At 74.1% G+C, this 14,321-nt stretch carries 18 protein-coding genes; 5 read left to right on the forward strand and 13 right to left on the reverse strand.

What is annotated here, in order from left to right; genetic code table 11:
* The coding region (locus FGF04_RS04950; protein ID WP_149510004.1) for a CU044_5270 family protein at positions 1–855 on the forward strand (855 nt) is incomplete at its 5' end.
* A 92-nt stretch (positions 856–947) separates the two neighbouring features.
* Here the strand turns inward: FGF04_RS04950 and FGF04_RS04955 are convergent.
* Positions 948–1,805 carry a hypothetical protein gene (locus FGF04_RS04955; protein WP_149509980.1) on the reverse strand — a complete coding sequence of 286 codons (858 nt, stop codon included), beginning with the start codon at positions 1,803–1,805 and terminating at the stop codon, positions 948–950.
* A 311-nt stretch (positions 1,806–2,116) separates the two neighbouring features.
* Here FGF04_RS04955 and FGF04_RS04960 point away from each other — a divergent pair, with 311 nt between their 5' ends.
* A complete protein-coding gene (locus FGF04_RS04960) occupies positions 2,117–2,407 on the forward strand; it encodes a hypothetical protein (RefSeq protein ID WP_149509981.1) in 291 nt (96 codons plus the stop codon).
* Between the two features lie 64 nt (positions 2,408–2,471).
* Here the strand turns inward: FGF04_RS04960 and FGF04_RS04965 are convergent, their stop codons facing one another.
* From FGF04_RS04965 to FGF04_RS04985, 5 genes are all read right to left on the reverse strand, one after another.
* A complete protein-coding gene (locus FGF04_RS04965) occupies positions 2,472–2,981 on the reverse strand; it encodes a mycothiol transferase (protein WP_149509982.1) in 510 nt (169 codons plus the stop codon).
* A 77-nt stretch (positions 2,982–3,058) separates the two neighbouring features.
* The gene (locus FGF04_RS04970; RefSeq protein WP_149509983.1) at positions 3,059–3,535 is read right to left on the reverse strand and encodes a Zn-ribbon domain-containing OB-fold protein; all 477 of its coding nucleotides are present in this window, start codon (positions 3,533–3,535) and stop codon (positions 3,059–3,061) included.
* 49 nt (positions 3,536–3,584) lie between these two features.
* Complete coding sequence (locus FGF04_RS04975; protein ID WP_188113966.1) at positions 3,585–4,355, reverse strand: TetR family transcriptional regulator; 771 nt, start codon at positions 4,353–4,355, stop codon at positions 3,585–3,587.
* 179 nt (positions 4,356–4,534) lie between these two features.
* The gene (locus FGF04_RS04980) at positions 4,535–4,918 is read right to left on the reverse strand and encodes a hypothetical protein (RefSeq protein WP_149509985.1); all 384 of its coding nucleotides are present in this window, start codon (positions 4,916–4,918) and stop codon (positions 4,535–4,537) included.
* 197 nt (positions 4,919–5,115) lie between these two features.
* Complete coding sequence (locus FGF04_RS04985; protein ID WP_188113961.1) at positions 5,116–6,039, reverse strand: MurR/RpiR family transcriptional regulator; 924 nt, start codon at positions 6,037–6,039, stop codon at positions 5,116–5,118.
* A gap of 132 nt (positions 6,040–6,171) precedes the next feature.
* Between FGF04_RS04985 and FGF04_RS04990 the strand changes: the two genes are divergently transcribed.
* Complete coding sequence (locus tag FGF04_RS04990) at positions 6,172–6,870, forward strand: ribonuclease H family protein (protein ID WP_149509987.1); 699 nt, start codon at positions 6,172–6,174, stop codon at positions 6,868–6,870.
* A gap of 98 nt (positions 6,871–6,968) precedes the next feature.
* Complete coding sequence (locus FGF04_RS04995; protein ID WP_149509988.1) at positions 6,969–7,163, forward strand: antitoxin; 195 nt, start codon at positions 6,969–6,971, stop codon at positions 7,161–7,163.
* 44 nt (positions 7,164–7,207) lie between these two features.
* On the opposite strand, the gene FGF04_RS05000 is transcribed toward FGF04_RS04995, so the two are convergent.
* The 5 genes from FGF04_RS05000 to FGF04_RS05020 all read right to left on the reverse strand — a co-directional run bounded on the left by FGF04_RS05000 (position 7,208) and on the right by FGF04_RS05020 (position 11,811).
* Complete coding sequence (locus FGF04_RS05000) at positions 7,208–7,651, reverse strand: hypothetical protein (protein ID WP_188113962.1); 444 nt, start codon at positions 7,649–7,651, stop codon at positions 7,208–7,210.
* Between the two features lie 281 nt (positions 7,652–7,932).
* Positions 7,933–8,589, reverse strand: a complete 657-nt coding sequence (locus tag FGF04_RS05005; protein WP_149509989.1) for a DUF3105 domain-containing protein — start codon at positions 8,587–8,589, stop codon at positions 7,933–7,935.
* An 84-nt stretch (positions 8,590–8,673) separates the two neighbouring features.
* Entirely contained in the window at positions 8,674–9,066 is a 393-nt protein-coding gene (locus tag FGF04_RS05010; protein ID WP_149509990.1) for a hypothetical protein, read from the reverse strand.
* A 103-nt stretch (positions 9,067–9,169) separates the two neighbouring features.
* Entirely contained in the window at positions 9,170–10,345 is a 1,176-nt protein-coding gene (locus tag FGF04_RS05015; protein WP_149509991.1) for a damage-control phosphatase ARMT1 family protein, read from the reverse strand.
* A gap of 53 nt (positions 10,346–10,398) precedes the next feature.
* Positions 10,399–11,811 carry a S1 family peptidase gene (locus FGF04_RS05020; protein ID WP_149509992.1) on the reverse strand — a complete coding sequence of 471 codons (1,413 nt, stop codon included), beginning with the start codon at positions 11,809–11,811 and terminating at the stop codon, positions 10,399–10,401.
* A gap of 256 nt (positions 11,812–12,067) precedes the next feature.
* Here FGF04_RS05020 and FGF04_RS05025 point away from each other — a divergent pair, with 256 nt between their 5' ends.
* Positions 12,068–13,108, forward strand: a complete 1,041-nt coding sequence (locus FGF04_RS05025; protein ID WP_149509993.1) for an alpha/beta fold hydrolase — start codon at positions 12,068–12,070, stop codon at positions 13,106–13,108.
* On the opposite strand, the gene FGF04_RS05030 is transcribed toward FGF04_RS05025, so the two are convergent.
* Both FGF04_RS05030 and FGF04_RS05035 read right to left on the reverse strand, forming a co-directional pair.
* A complete protein-coding gene (locus tag FGF04_RS05030; RefSeq protein WP_149509994.1) occupies positions 13,105–13,635 on the reverse strand; it encodes a hypothetical protein in 531 nt (176 codons plus the stop codon). The two genes, FGF04_RS05025 and FGF04_RS05030, sit on opposite strands and share 4 nt — an antisense overlap.
* A gap of 137 nt (positions 13,636–13,772) precedes the next feature.
* The coding region (locus tag FGF04_RS05035) for a class F sortase (RefSeq protein ID WP_149509995.1) at positions 13,773–14,321 on the reverse strand (549 nt) is incomplete at its 5' end.

The following is a 14,321-nucleotide window of genomic DNA, read 5'->3' on the forward strand; positions in this document are numbered from 1 at the left end:
GTACGAGCCCGCCGGCACCGGACCGGCTGGGCGCTCGTGGCGGCCGCGGTGGTCGCCGTGAGCGCCGGCGCCCTCCTCCTGGCGGGGCCGGGCAGCGCCCCCGCCGTGGCCGCGCCCCGCCCGCTGGTGGTCCGGGCCGACTCCACCCCCGTACCGCTGGAACGGCTGGCCGAGCGGGCCGAGCGGGACGCGGCGGACGGGTCGCCGCGCCTGCGCAAGGGCACGCACGTGCAGTCGTGGAGCCTGGGCATGTCGGAGGACGAGCCGCCGATCACGCTCCCGGTGGAACGCGTGGTGCGCTGGAACGCGGACGACAGCCACACGGAGCTGGTCGTCGCGACCGATCCGCGCCGGCCCGGGCGGCCGGTCCTCTCCGAGGGGGACGAGGGCGACGGCGGGCCGCACCTGGTCGAGGACGGGCACGTCGTCAGCGAGCGGACCTTCCCGCCGAGCTGGAGCGACGCGCCGCCCCAGTCGCCGCCCCCGCGGGACGCCACGCGGCTGCGCGCCTATCTGAGCGAGGCACAGCACCTCGACGCCCCGCCGACCACCGGCGAACTGCTGGACGCCACCGCGGTGCTGCTCGACACCTGGACCCTCGGCGCCCGCGAGAACGCGGCGCTGGCGCGGCTGCTGGCGGACGCGGACGGGCTGCGGTCGGCGGGGCGGGTGACGGACCGCCTCGGGCGGCACGGGCAGGCCTATGTGTACGACGGCGGAGGGTACCGCCGGATGCTGGTCATGGACCCGGGCAGCGGTGCGGTACTCGGTCTGGAGAGCACCGCCGTGGCCGACGAGCCCGCGTACGGTGTGGAGGCGGGGGATGTCATTGACTACAGCGCGTGGGTTCGCTGACCCGGCCCCGCCGGGGGKGTGGCGTCGGCTGCGGGTCGTCTGTGGCCGGTCGCGCAGTTCCCCGCGCCCCTGAGGGGCGTATGCGGTTTCGGTCAGGAGTCGTTGTTCTTCGGGGGTGCCGTCGGGTCCGTGCCCGTCAGGAAGGCGGTTGCCTGGGTGGCCAGGCGGGTCGCGCCCATCGCCTCCGCCCAGCGGGCCACCTCCGTGGCGAGGGCCGTGGCGGCCGGTTCGTCGCCGCCGTCGCGGGCCAGGACGGCCAGCAGCAGCTGCTGGGAGAGCGTGCCGGGGACGTTCCCCGCGCGGGCGCCGAGCGCGGTCGCCCGGCTCCACCGCTCCAGCGCCCCCGCGTGGTCCAGGTTGTCGTGGTCGTGGTCGCCGAGATGGCGCAGCGCCTCGCGGGCCAGCAGGTCGTCGCCCGACTCCCCGGCCCGTAAAGCCAATTCGTAGTGGGAACGCGCCGCCTCCCGCTCGGCGAAGACGTTGTCCAGGATCAGCCCGAGGTACATCCGCGCCCAGCCCCGGCGCACCCCGTCGGTCGCCTGCCCGCACAACTCCTCACTCCTGCGCCGCAGTTCGGCCGTCTCGGCGGGGTCCTTCCCGGCGGGGCCGAACCGGAACCTGCCGTCGCGCACGAGTATCCGGAAGTACGCGCGCCGCAGCCGGACGAACTCCAGGTCCCAGCGGGCGGCCGGTTCCGTGAGCCCGGCCAGCGCCACGTCGGCGACGGCGATGCGCGCGCCGGCGGTGTCCGTACCGCCGAACCAGTCGTGCTCCAGGGCGATCTCGGCGGCGGCGACGGCGAGGGCCGCCCGCTCGGGCCGCTCGGCGGTGACGGTGCTGTCGAGGAGGCGCAGGGCGCGCTGCCACCGTCCGGCGCGGGCCAGTTCCCGTGCCGCGGCGATGACCTCGGGCAGGGGGAGGGAGGCGTGATGCGTACTCGTCTTCGTCATGGCGAGGAAGGTAGTAATCCGAAAAACTATCCACAAGAAAACTATTTGGGGCCGCGGGGAGGGGAGCGGGGCGGGTGGCCCGGCGCCGGGTGTGCGTACGGCTCACCCCCGCGGGGTGCGCCGCGTTCGAACGGCACGCGGCGTCCGAGGGGGAGGACGGGGACAGGAACGCACCGCCCGCAGCGCTGAGCGGAGATCAGAGGCTCCTCCGTCACCGGGGTCCCGGCAAACGCAGCCGGGCCGATGCGCTTCCCGGGTGAGGAGCCGGGCGGGACCGTGTCCGAAGACGGCCCCGGGCCGTTGCTGGAGACATGACCTCAACACGACGTATTGCCGCCACCGTCGGCCTCGCCCTCGCTGTCACGGGCTTCGCGGTACCGGCCGCGAGCGCCGCCACGGCCCCCGGCGCGGGGAAGCTGGACCCGATCGCAAAGCTCGACTCGCTCGCCAAGAGCCAGCTGCCTGCGGCCGACCAGGACAGCGTCCCGACGATCCGCCAGGGCGTCAGGCAGCTGAAGGGCCTCGACGGACTGTGGCAGCTGCACCAGGTGACCGACCTCGCCGCCCCCGCCCTCGGCCTGGTCCCGGGCATCCGGAGCTGAGTACCGGGCACCCGACCCGGACCCGGACCGCCCGGAGGTGTGCGGGCGGTCCGGGCGGGGGAGTTCAGCCGTCCGCCGACAGGCCGCGCGCGTAGGCGGCCTGGCCGACGTGCTGCAGATCGTCGGAGAGCACGCTGACCAGGCGGGCGCCCAGGGTGACGGCAGGCGTCCAGTTCTCGTCGACGATCCGGTTCAAGTCGTCGGCGCCCAGGTCGCTCAGCGCCCGCAGGGTCTGCTCGTGCACGGCGTCGTAGTAACCGGTCAGGAGGTCGTCCGCGTCCACCCGGACCTCGGCGACCTGCTGCGGGCTGTGGCCGTAGCCCGTGTCGCCCTTGTCGAGGGGAAGTGCGAAGCGGTCCGCCCAGCCCTGTGACAGCCAGACCTGTTCGAGGCCGAAGGCGTCCGCGACGTGGTCGTCCTGGACGCGGGTGAGGTGCCAGACCAGCCAGCTGATCGAGTTGGCCCGGCCGCCGGGCCGGGCGTTGAGCTCGTCGGCGGAGAGGCCGACGACGGCCGCGTGCACCTCGTCCTTGATGCGGCCGTAGGCCTCGACCAGAATGTCCTTGGCGTCCATGGGGGTCCCTCCGCGCTCTCGGTCCGGCGAACGTCGTCCGTCCCGCACGAGTGTCCCCCGCGACGCCGTGCCATGCCTCAGTGCCAGGCGGAGTACGGTCCGGAGAACGGCTCGTCGCAGAGCTTGAACACCGGCTCGCGGCGCACCGGATCCGTCACCGTGGTCAGCTCGACCCGGTCGCCGGTACGGATCGCGATCAGCGGCCCCGAGACCCGGCCCCGCACGGTGAAGCCCTCGGCCAGTTCGACGAGCGAGACGTTGCGCGCCCCCGGGGTGTTGCGCTGCACGACGCTCGTGTGGCGGATGACGCCGAGTCCCGCGCTGCGCTCCGTGCGCAGGTCGCTGCCGGCGCAGACCGGACAGAGCAGGCGGTGGAACATGGTGGTCCCGCACCAGCGGCAGCGCTGGTAGAAGAGCCCCTCCTCGGCCGGTCCCGCGGTCCCCGCCGCCGTCCCCGGGTCGAGCACGTCCGTCGTGGTCCCGCTTCCTCGGTGGAACACGATGTCATCTCCCTGCACCTGGCCGGAATGTGAGGCGCGCGCAGCGTCGCGCATGCCCTCAGGGTATGGCACGCAGTGTCACAGGTAAAGGCACTGAGTACCCTCAATCGGCCGGGGTGGTGCGCGCGGGGGCGTGGCCGAGCGCGGTCTCGATCTCCTGGACCACGCGCCACAGCGGGGCGCCGCGCCGCGACACGACGACCACCACGTCGTCGTCCGTCTGGTGCGTACCGTTCGTGCCGTCCGTTCCGTTCACGCCGTCCGCAGGCGTGAGGGCGGACGTGGGTGCGGGGTCGTGTGCCGGGGTGTCGGGCGTGCGGTCCGGTCCGAACACGCCCTGGACGTGGGCGAGGGCGTGGTCCACCTCGGCCGTCGCGTCGCCCCGGCCGTCCGAACGCAGCCAGGAACGCAGCGCGTTGTTGTGCGCGGCGACCACGGCCGCGGCGACGACGTCGGCCCGCAGTGTCCCGTCGGGGCGGCCGGCGAAGCGCCCGCGCAGGTACTCCGCGAGCGCCCGCTCGTACCGCCAGACCACCGAGAGCTCGTACGCCCGCAGTCCCGGGACCTTGCGGGTGAGGCGGTAGCGCTGGACCGAGAACGCCGGGTTCTCGGCGTACATGCGCAGCACCAGGCGCGCGGCGTCGCAGACCCGCCGCACCGGTTCGTGCGCGGGCCGGCTGGCGCGCAGGAAGGCGGTCATCTCGGCGAGGCAGCCCTCGTGGTCGGGGAAGACCACGTCCTCCTTGGACGGGAAGTACCGGAAGAAGGACCGGCGCCCGACGCCCGCGAGCGTCACGATGTCGTCCACGGTGGTCTGCTCGTACCCCCGCTCCACGAACAGCTGGAACGCCGCCGCCACCAGCGCCTCCCGCATCGGCGGCTTCGGGCCCGGGGCGTCGGCCGCGCGGTCGGGACGGGGTGCCTCGCTCATGGTGGGGAACCTAGCACCGGGTGCGGCGGACGGCACTCAGTGTGCTCCTGAGGGGTCCACGGGGGTACTGGGTGCCATGTGATGCGTGCCGGGCGCGGAGCCGCCGTGCGGGACGGGCCGGGTCAGTGGCCCTGGCGGGCGTGCTGGTTCTCCACGAGCGCCTGGGTGACCACGCGCACGCCCCGGGCGATGTGGTTCAGCTGCGTCAGCTCGGCGGCGTACAGCTTGATCGTGTGCTCGATGACGGACTCCGGCATCCCCAGGGCGGGCAGCTCGGCGCGGGCGCTGTGCATCGCGGTGCGCACGACCCTGATCTCCTGCTGGAGCTGGATCTGCGCGTGGCGGGCGAGCAGGACGGGCTGCCGGATCAGCAGCGGATAGCTGGCGTAGCGGCTCGGCACCAGCTCGCGCAGCCACTTGGCCGCCGACCGCTCCCAGTCGCGGTTGCCGGGCGTCTTGACCTGACACGGCCAGTCCGTGCTGATGGGCGAGTACGTCAGGGACATGGGTATCGCTTCCGAGGTGGCCGGTTCGGGGGGACGGGTTCGGGGCGGTTCTGTTGGTCTTCGGCGGCCCCGCCGGATTCTGATCCGACCAGAAGTATTCATATATACGGTTCGGTAAGCAAGGGTATGTAAAAATTCATGTTCGAGTACGGCTGAATTTCACCTTGCGGAACCGGTCCGGGGTAGCCGTCCGGACGTCAGTCCTTGAGGAAGAAGGCGTGCTCGTCCGCGACCTGTTCGTAGTCCTCCAGGCGGGCCTGCGTCCGCTCCGGGTCGGCGTCGGTCATGGCCTGGAGCAGGGCCGCGGACAGCACCGCGGGCGCCGCGTAGGAGTCGAAGACCAGCCGTGAGCCGGTGCCGGTCGCGAAGACGACGTCGGCCTCGTCGGCCAGCGGGCCGAGACCCAGGTCGGTCACGAGGGCGACGCGCAGACCGGCCCGCCGGGCGACCCGCACGGCCGTCAGGGTCTCGTGCGCATGCCGGGGCATGGTGAAGGCCAGCACCCAGGTCCCGCCGGCCTCGCGCGACTGGAGCAGGGCGTCGTAGGCGACGCTGCCGCCCCGGGTCACCAGCCGGACGTCGGGGTGGATGCGCCGGGCCGCGTACGCGAAGTACTCGGCGAGCGAGCCGGAGATCCGCAGCCCCAGGACGGTGAGCGGGGCCGACCGGGACAGGGCGCGGCCGGTCTCGACGACCCGCTCGGGGTCGGCGAAGTCGCGGCGCAGGTCCTCCAGGTTGTCGATCTCCGCGTCGACGGCGGCCTGCAGCTCGTTGGGCCGGGCCTCCTCGGCGGCGTCGGACGCGCCGGCGAGCTTGCTGAGCGCGATCGACTGCAGGCGTTCGCGCAGGGCGGGATAGCCGCTGAAGCCGACTGCCGAGGCGAAACGGGTCACCGAGGGCTGGCTGACGCCGACGCGCTCCGCCAGGTCCGTGATCGACAGGAACGCCGCCTCGGTGATGTGCTCGATGAGGTACTGGGCGATGCGCCGCTGCCCGGGGGAGAGCCGGGGGCCGTCGAACAGGGCCCGCAGCCGGGTCGTGGGCGCGGCCTCCGCCTCCGTGACCGGCTTCCCCGAACCGATCGCGGACGCCTGCGCGCGGGCCTGCTGCGGCGATGGCACCGGTGCGCCTCCTTCACGTCCCACGGTGGTTCAACATAGCCCACCCCCGTGACCGGCCGCGGTGGACCCGCACATCCGCACGCACCGCACCCGCTGCCCTTCCCCGGCGGGCACCCCTGGCATGATCTGCCCATGGCTGAACGTGTGATCGCCGCGTGTGACGGGGCGTCGAAAGGAAACCCGGGCCCGGCGGGCTGGGCCTGGGTCGTCGGTGACGGAACGGGAACCCCCACGGAGTGGGAGGCGGGCCCGCTCGGCACCGCGACCAACAACGTCGCCGAACTGACCGCCCTGGAACGGCTGCTGACGGCCGTGGACCCGGACGTGCCGCTGGAGATCCGGATGGACTCCCAGTACGCGATGAAGGCGGTCACCACCTGGCTGCCCGGCTGGAAGCGCAAGGGCTGGAAGACGGCGGCGGGCAAGCCGGTGGCCAACCAGGAACTGGTCGTGCGCATCGACGAGCTGCTCGACGGCCGCTCGGTCGAGTTCCGGTACGTGCCCGCGCACCAGGTCGACGGCGACCCCCTGAACGACTTCGCGGACCGCGCGGCGAGCCAGGCGGCGGTCGCGCAGAAGCCGGCCGGCAGCGAGCACGGCTCCCCGGAGCCGCCGAAGTCCACGGCGGCCAAGAAGGCGGCCCCCGCGAAGAAGCGCGCGTCGTCCGCGTCCGCCGCGTCGTCCTCCTCGTCCGGGTCCGCCTCCTCCTCCCGCACGCTCAAGGCCAAGTTCCCCGGCCGCTGCCGCTGCGGACGCGCGTACACGGCCGGCGAGACCATTGCCAAGAACCCCGACGGCTGGGGTCACCCGGAGTGCCGTACGCAGTCCTGAGGGCCGCCCCCGGCCGGCCCGATCCCCTCCCGGATGCGGAACGCGCCTCCTGCGGTGACCCTGGAGGGGTAGGGGCGAACTGATCAGGAGGATGTCTCATGTCCGTTATGGACAAGATCAAGGGCATGCTGAAGGGCCACCCGGACCAGACGAGCAAGGGGATCGACAAGGCCGGCGACATGGTCGACGACAGGACGCAGGGCAAGTACAGCAAGCACGTCGACACGGCCCAGGACAAGCTCAGGGACCAGTTCGGCGGGTCCGGTCAGGACGACCGGCCGCCGCGTTCCTAGCGCCGCACCGCTGTCACGGGCCGGTCCCTTGAGGGGCCGGCCCGTCAGTGCGTGCGGGCGTCGGACGTGCGGCAGGTGACCGTCGGGCCGGCCGGCATGCCCCCGGTGTGGAGGCTCTGGCCGCGCGGCATCCAGTACCCCAGCTTCGAGACGACGCTCGAACAGGCGCCGACGGCGCTGCCGTGTCCCGCGTCGCTGTCGCGCGCGACGGTGTACGTCAGCGTGGCCGAGGTGTGCGGGCGCAGGGTGCGCCGGTCGACCTCGATGCGGTGCGTGGCGACCGGCTTGGGATCGGTGAGGGTCAGGGTGGTGCGGACCGTCCCGCCCAGATCGACACCGGCGGGCGACGACCGGACGTGCACCGTGCCGCTGACCTCGTACGTCCCCGGCCCCGGGGTCTCCCGGCCGCCGGGCAGCGACCCCGTCGCGACGGTCCTGCCGTCCCGGCGCAGGGTCCAGGTGCCCGAGGTCAGGCAGGCGTACCGCACGGAGGTCCCCGCGCGCCGGCAGGTCGCCGGGGCCGACAGCGACGTCCCCGCGCCGCCGCCGCTCGCGTGCGCTGGTGGGTGACGAGGACGAGGATGCGCGAAGGCCCACGACCCGGACCGCTCCCACGCCGGGCGCATCTGCCGGACCGCTGAGCGTCGCCCGGCTGGGCCGGCCCCGGCAGGGGCGCGGGGAACTGCGCGACCGGCCCCCACCGGCCCGCGGGTGCATCACGACGCGGGGCGGTGCCGGGCTCCGCCCGGAGCCCGGCACCGCCCGTACCTCAGGCTGCGTCGACGCCGTTGGTGCAGGCCGCCCCCGGCTCGGGGGTCTGCGGCCCCTGCACGTACTTCGTCAGGAACTGCTGGACCCGCGGGTCCGAGGCCTTCTCCACGGTCAGCTGCTTGCCCCAGGCCGACAGCATGAGGGCGCCGGCCTGGTCCTTCACCGGGCTCATCAGCGTGTACGGCGTCTTGTCGACCTTGTCCGCGAGGGTCTTCACGTCGGCGTCCGCCGCGTCGTCGTTGTAGGTGATCCAGACGGCGCCGTGCTCCAGGGAGTGCACCGCGTTCTCGTTCGGTATCGCCTTCTCGTAGACCGAGCCGTCGCACGTCATCCACGCCTGGTGGTGGTCGCCGCCGACCGGCGGGTTCATCGGGTACGAGACGGACTTCGTGACGTGGTTCTGGGTGAGCTTCTTGGCGTCCCAGGTCTTCTCGCCCTTGACCGGCTTCTTGGCGGCCGCCTGCTGCTGCTCGTCCTTCTCGTTCGCGTCGTTGATGTAGTACGCGCCGAAGCCGACGAGCCCGACGACGATGGCCGTGCTGACCGCGACGGTCAGGATCCGGTTCCTGCGCTCGCGGGCCCTCTCGGCGCGGCGCATCTCCTCGATGCGCGCCTTGCGGGCGGTGGCGGCCGACTTCTTGCTGGTTCTGCTCATGGGAATGCGTTCCTTGTCCCCGCCGTGCCGGCTCGTCCGGGCGGCGGTGGGTGAGGGTCGGACGGACGTCGTGGGGACGTCGGTCTAGATCCGCTGCACCTGAAGGATGTGGAGGTCTGGGGCGCCGTGCGCTGGCGGCGGCATGCGGACGGGTGCCGCCGGGGCCGGGTGGGGTGCGACCGGCATCCGGGGCGCCACCGCGGGCAGGGGGTGGGCGCCCACCGGCAGCACGGCCCGCGCCTCCCGGGTGGGCAGACCGCAGCACCGGTCGTGCTCGGCGGGGGAGCCGAGGCGTTCGTGCGCGACGGAGACGGTGAAGACCGGCGCGGCGGTGGCCGGTGCGGCGGGAGCCGTCCGGCCGTGCGCCGGTACGTACCCCAGGCACGCCACCAGCACCGCGAGCAGCACGGCCAGGGCAGCGCAGGGTCCCGCGTCGCGGAGGACGCGGCGCGCTCGCTGGGGCGTCCGGCTGCTCATCACGGTGATGGTATGCGGTGCCCGCGGCCGTTCCTCCGGGACCCCGGGCGGTCCGGGGTCCGCCCGCCGCGCGCCGTCCGCCGCGGCACGTGCTCCGCGACGGTCAGGCGCTGACCTGGACGAGGGCGTGCGTCCCGCTGGTGCGCCAGGAGCGCGCGGTCGCGTCCAACTCGGCCGTCGTGCCGGGTGCGAGCCCGGTCACGACGTCGCACTTGAGGGTCCGCAGCGCGGCCACCGGGCCGGGGAAGTACGCGGTGACCTCGGCGAACGGCGTGGTGGCCGGCCAGTGCCGGTCGCCCACCAGGCGGCGGTAGTTGAGGTCGCCCTTCATGACGGTCAGGGCGGCGGACGCGAAGTCCTCCCGCAGGTCGGCGGGCATCCGGTCGTAGGGGTGCGGCGCGCAGGAGAACGGGTGGGCGCGCAGGACCAGCCGGTCCTCGGTCACGGCCCGCCGCAGCCGCCCGCCTACCTCCGCCGCCTGCCCGGACGCGCGGGTCAGCCGGTCGAGGCAGGCCAGGGCGTCCGCGGTGGTGGCGTCGGAGACGTAGTACGGGTACGGCTTAAGGTGCAGGACCACGCGGACGGCCCGCCCGGTGGCCAGCAGGTGGTCGGCGAGGACGAGGTCGGGGAGCAGTTCCGGGCCGGCGTTGTCGGCGACGAGGCAGACCGTGCCGGGTTCGCCCGCCGCGAGGACGCTCCACAGCGCCGGCGAGTCGTCGACGACGAGCCCCGGCACCCGGTCGCCCAGCCCCGCTTCCCCCGCCGACAGCCGGAAGCCGAGGTCGGCGCGGTTGCCCCAGAGGGAGGAGAGCAGCAGCGTACGGTCCCGCTCGGCCGGCGTCAGAGCGGCGAGGCGGTCGAGCGCGGACAGCTCGTCGTCCACCCCGGCGCCCGCGAGTTCGGCGTTCTTGAAGGGGGCGAAGGGGTCGATGCCGCGCCACGGGCCCGGTGCGAAGTACCCCACGGCGGCCAGCAGCCTGCGGTAGAAGAAGCTCTCCGCCCACAGGAACGGCACGTCCGCCCAGCGCTGCCCGTAGTACGGCTCGTCGCGCCAGGCCCCGGCGCCGGGCTCGTCGTCGTCCAGCCGCCCGATCGGTCCCCCGGTGATCTCGTCGAGGAGCGCGTCCAGGGCGCGCTGCCGGTCCGGCGGGTAGGGGGTGGCCCGCCTGACCCGCTCGATCAGGGCCGGGTGCCGCTCGTCCAGCACGCTGCGGGCGAAGGAGCCGGGGGTGCCGACGACGACGGGGGCACGGTCGGTGGGCTGGCTGGGGCGCGTCATGTCCTCAGTAAACGATGTCCTCGGTGAACGCTCCCGGCGGGGTGCGCCCCCGCTCAGCCCCAGCTCTGCGAGTACTGGTTGCGGTAGCGCCTGCGGCCCCGCTCCGAACGGATGCGCAGCGCCACCAGGGCGAGCAGGCTGCCCGCGATGACGAACAGGCCGGGCCCCAGGTTGCGGTACTCGCCGAGCCGCTCCAGCGCCGAGGTCGTGCTGTCGGTCCGCCCCTGCGGGACGGTCTGCGCCGGGCCCATGGCGCCCGGCGGGGCCGCGCCGCCCGGGGCGGTGGAGGAGGTGCCGGGCGGCACCGCCGCGCCCGCGTCGTCGTCGCCGGCCGCGCCGCTGCCGTCGGAGGGCGCGGCCTGATCCGCGGCGGCGGGGTCGCTCGCCAGCTTCACGCCGAGCGAGTCCAGCGCCTTCGTCACGGGCTGGAAGAACGTCGTACCGCCGCTGGTGCAGTCACCGCTGCCGCCCGAGGTGACGCCCAGGGCGAGCCCGTCGGCGAACATCGGGCCGCCGCTGTCGCCCGGCTCGGCGCACACCGTGGTCTCGATGAGCCCGGTGACCGTGCCCTGGGGGTAGTTGACCGTGGCGTTTAGCCCCGTCACCTGGCCGGACCGCAGGCCGGTCGTGCTGCCGCTGCGGAAGACCCGCTGGCCGACGGCCGGGTCGGCCGCGCCGACGATCCGCACGCCCTGGCCGCCGCCGACGGCCACGACGTCGGCGCCGTTCAGGGTGGTGCCGGGGGCGTAGCGCACGAGCGAGAAGTCGCCGCCGGGGAACGAGCCGGAGACGGTGTCCCCGACCTGCTTGCCGCCCTGCTGGTCCGAGAACCACGTCGTGCCCACGGGGCCGCAGTGGCCGGCGGTGAGGATGAAGTCGTTCTGCCCGTTCGTCACGTTGAAGCCCGCCGAACAGCGTCCCGAACCCGCGAACATCGCGTCGGCGCCGTTCAGCCGCGGCGTGAACGTGCCCTTCGTCCGCTCCATGCGCACGGAGGCGCCGATCTTCTCGGCGACCGCGCTCAGCCGCGCCCACTGGGACGCGGAGACGGTGCTGTCCGCGCGCACCACCACCTGGTTGGTCCTGTAGTCCATCGCCCAGGAGGTGCCGGCCACCTTGGGCGCCTCCTTCAGCGCGTCGGTGGCGGACTTCAGGTCCCGCATGGTGTGGTCGACGACCTTGGCGACGGCGCCCGCCTCGCGCACGTCGGCCGCCGCCTCCTCGTCGGTCACCGCGACGACCGGACGCCCCTGGGCGTCGATCCAGCTGCCCGCCGTGCGGGAGGTGCCCAGGTCGGCGACCAGTTCCTGCCCGGTCCGCGCGGCCCGGGTCTCGGCATTGAGGGTGCGCGGATCGCCCGACGTCTCGCTCGCCACGGCGTGCGTGACCATCAGCCCTCCGCAGGCCAGCCCGCCGATGGCGGCGAGCCGCGCGATGCGCTGAACATTCCGTCGTGCGTGCCTCATCCACCGCTCCCGTGCGACTGTCCTGACACAGCGTCACTTCCGCGGACGTTCCCGCGAGGTGAACGCCCTCCTTCAGTACGTGCCGTCGCGCGGTCCGGTTCACCCGGGCCACCCGGGCCCCAGGAGTGGCGTGAACCCGCCCCTCCCGCAGGCCCCGCTCCCGTCCCGGGCCGCTTTTGCCGAAACGGCAAGGCGTCTCGCCCGCCGACGCGGGTCCCGCCAGGATCGGCGGCAGAACGCTTCCCCAGGAGGGCCCATGCCGCAGGACACCGACCCGATCACCCCGCCGGGTGCCCGCCACCGCCTCGTGGACGTGCCCGGCGCCCGCATCCACCTGGTCGAACAGGGCACCGGCCCGCTGGTCCTGCTCGTCCACGGCTTTCCCGAACTCTGGTCCTCGTGGCGCCATCAGCTCCCCGCGCTCGCCGCGGCGGGCTACCGGGCGGTGGCCGTCGACGTACGCGGCTACGGGCGCTCCTCGGCGCCCGGCGACGTGGCCGCGTACCGCATCGGTGCCCATGTCAGGGACAACGTGGCGGTCGTCCGCGCGCTCGGCGAGGAGAGCGCCGTGATCGTCGGCCACGACTGGGGCTCGACCATCGCCACCGGCTCCGCGCTGCTGCGGCCCGACGTCTTCACCGCCGTCGGGATGCTCGGCGTGCCGTACGCGCCCCGGGGCGGTCCGCGGCCGAGCGAGGTCTTCGCCGCGATCGGCGGGGACGAGGAGTTCTATGTCGGCCACTTCCAGGAGCCGGGCCGCGCGGAGGCGGAGATCGAGCGGGACGTACGGGGCTGGCTGGCCGGTTTCTACGCCACCCTGGCCGGTGACACGGGACCGCAGCAGGGGGAGGCTTCCGTCTTCTTCGTCCCGGAGGGCGGCAGGATGGCGGACCGCTTCGTCGCGCGCCGCCCCTCCTGGCTCACGGACGTCGAACTCGACTTCGTGGCGGCCGAGTTCGAGCGGACCGGGTTCACGGGGGCGCTCAACCGCTACCGCAGCATGGACCGCGACTGGGAGGACCTCGCGGACTTCGACGGCGCCCCCGTCGTACAGCCGTCGCTCTTCGTCGCCGGTGAACGCGACGCCTCCCTGGCCTGGTTGGCCGGCGCGGTCGAGGCGTTCCCCCGCACCCTGCCCGGCCTGGTCTCCTCGCACCTCGTCGAGGGCTGCGGCCACTGGGTGCAGCAGGAACGCCCCGACGAGGTCAACCGGCTGCTGCTCGCCTGGCTCGCGTCCCTCGACGGCGCGGCACCGCCGGACCCGCAGGACACGCGGGAACGGGCGGACCGGTCCTAGACGCGCGTCGCGTGCAGGGCGGTGCGGGCGACGCCGACGAAGTGCACGACCGACTCCCAGAACGGGGCGTAGCAGTCGTCGAAGCGTTGACCCGCGCCCTCCTCGCCGGCGATCATCGCGCCGAGCGCCCGGTAGTGGTCGCTGGTGGAGCGGCGCAGCCGGTCGGCGGCCGAGGCCACCTCCGGCGGACCCTCCAGGTCCGCCACCCAGACCCGCTGGCGCAGCACGGCGTACTCCCCGCGCAGGCGCACCCGCAGCTCCCGCAGGGCGGCCAGGCGCTCGTCGGGGTCCTCGGTCCCGTGCGCGTCGGTCACCTTCCAGTACAGGTCGCCCATGCGCTGCGCCTGCTCGATGACGTCGACGTACGCCGCGCGGCGGGCGGCGCGCAGACCGTCCGCCTGTACGGTCGCGGCGGCCGCGTCGGCCTGGATGCGGGCGGCGCGCGCGGTGCCGCGGCTGGTCACCCAGCTGGCGAGCACCGCGGTCCCCGCCGTCAGCGCGGCCACCCACAGGGTGCTGTCACCCATGCCGCGGCCGTACCCGTCGCGCGCCCGCGCCCGTGCCGGACGACCGGGGGAGGTCGTCCGGCACGGGCGGGTGGTGTCCGGTCTCCGAGATCACCGCTGGAGTCTGCCACGGACGGCGCCGGGCGGTACCCGGTAGGTCAGTACGTCTTCGTGAGGTGGGCGAAGACGACGACGTTGCTCTGGTAGCCGGTCTTCTTGTCGTACACCCCGCCGCAGGTGATCAGCCGGAGCTCCGGGCGGTTCCTGGCGCTGTACACCTCCTGGCTGGGGAAGCGCGCCTTCTCGTACATGCGGACGGCGTCCACCGTGTAGACGGCGGTGCGTCCGTCGGCGCGCCGGGCCTCGACCGGCTGGCCGGGCTTGAGCGTGCTCAGTCCGGCGAAGACCGCGGGGCCGCTGCGGGTGTCCAGGTGGCCGACCACCACGGCGGTGCCCGCCTCACCGGGCGCGGGCCCGCCCCGGTACCAGCCGGCCAGCCGGGGCTTGTCCATCGGCGGGGTGGTGAGCTGCCCCCGCCGGTCCAGGCCCAGTCCCATGACCGGGGCTTCGAGACCGATGGCCGGAATGCTCAGCGTCCTGGGCTCGGACCGCGGGAGCGGCTGGAGCGACGAGGGCGCAGGCGACGGCCGGGACTGCGGTGCCGGGGGCGGCGGTGGTGCGGAGGGCGGGACGGACGGCGGCGGCGC

It is taken from the genome of Streptomyces apricus, from assembly GCF_008369065.1.
In the GTDB taxonomy this organism is placed as follows: Bacteria; Actinomycetota; Actinomycetes; order Streptomycetales; family Streptomycetaceae; genus Streptomyces; species Streptomyces apricus.

Excerpts from the sequence above, each read along its gene's own strand:
- FGF04_RS04995 (WP_149509988.1), top strand. The coding sequence starts at position 6,969 with ATGTCCGTTATGGACAAGATCAAGGGCATGCTGAAGGGCCACCCGGAC.
- FGF04_RS04960 (WP_149509981.1), top strand. The coding sequence starts at position 2,117 with ATGACCTCAACACGACGTATTGCCGCCACCGTCGGCCTCGCCCTCGCT.
- FGF04_RS04975 (WP_188113966.1), bottom strand. The coding sequence starts at position 4,355 with ATGCGGGAGGCGCTGGTGGCGGCGGCGTTCCAGCTGTTCGTGGAGCGG.
- FGF04_RS05010 (WP_149509990.1), bottom strand. The coding sequence starts at position 9,066 with ATGAGCAGCCGGACGCCCCAGCGAGCGCGCCGCGTCCTCCGCGACGCG.
- FGF04_RS05015 (WP_149509991.1), bottom strand. The coding sequence starts at position 10,345 with ATGACGCGCCCCAGCCAGCCCACCGACCGTGCCCCCGTCGTCGTCGGC.
- FGF04_RS04970 (WP_149509983.1), bottom strand. The coding sequence starts at position 3,535 with ATGCGCGACGCTGCGCGCGCCTCACATTCCGGCCAGGTGCAGGGAGAT.
- FGF04_RS05005 (WP_149509989.1), bottom strand. The coding sequence starts at position 8,589 with ATGAGCAGAACCAGCAAGAAGTCGGCCGCCACCGCCCGCAAGGCGCGC.
- FGF04_RS04965 (WP_149509982.1), bottom strand. The coding sequence starts at position 2,981 with ATGGACGCCAAGGACATTCTGGTCGAGGCCTACGGCCGCATCAAGGAC.
- FGF04_RS05020 (WP_149509992.1), bottom strand. The coding sequence starts at position 11,811 with ATGAGGCACGCACGACGGAATGTTCAGCGCATCGCGCGGCTCGCCGCC.
- FGF04_RS05025 (WP_149509993.1), top strand. The coding sequence starts at position 12,068 with ATGCCGCAGGACACCGACCCGATCACCCCGCCGGGTGCCCGCCACCGC.
- FGF04_RS05030 (WP_149509994.1), bottom strand. The coding sequence starts at position 13,635 with ATGGGTGACAGCACCCTGTGGGTGGCCGCGCTGACGGCGGGGACCGCG.
- FGF04_RS04955 (WP_149509980.1), bottom strand. The coding sequence starts at position 1,805 with ATGACGAAGACGAGTACGCATCACGCCTCCCTCCCCCTGCCCGAGGTC.
- FGF04_RS04980 (WP_149509985.1), bottom strand. The coding sequence starts at position 4,918 with ATGTCCCTGACGTACTCGCCCATCAGCACGGACTGGCCGTGTCAGGTC.
- FGF04_RS04990 (WP_149509987.1), top strand. The coding sequence starts at position 6,172 with ATGGCTGAACGTGTGATCGCCGCGTGTGACGGGGCGTCGAAAGGAAAC.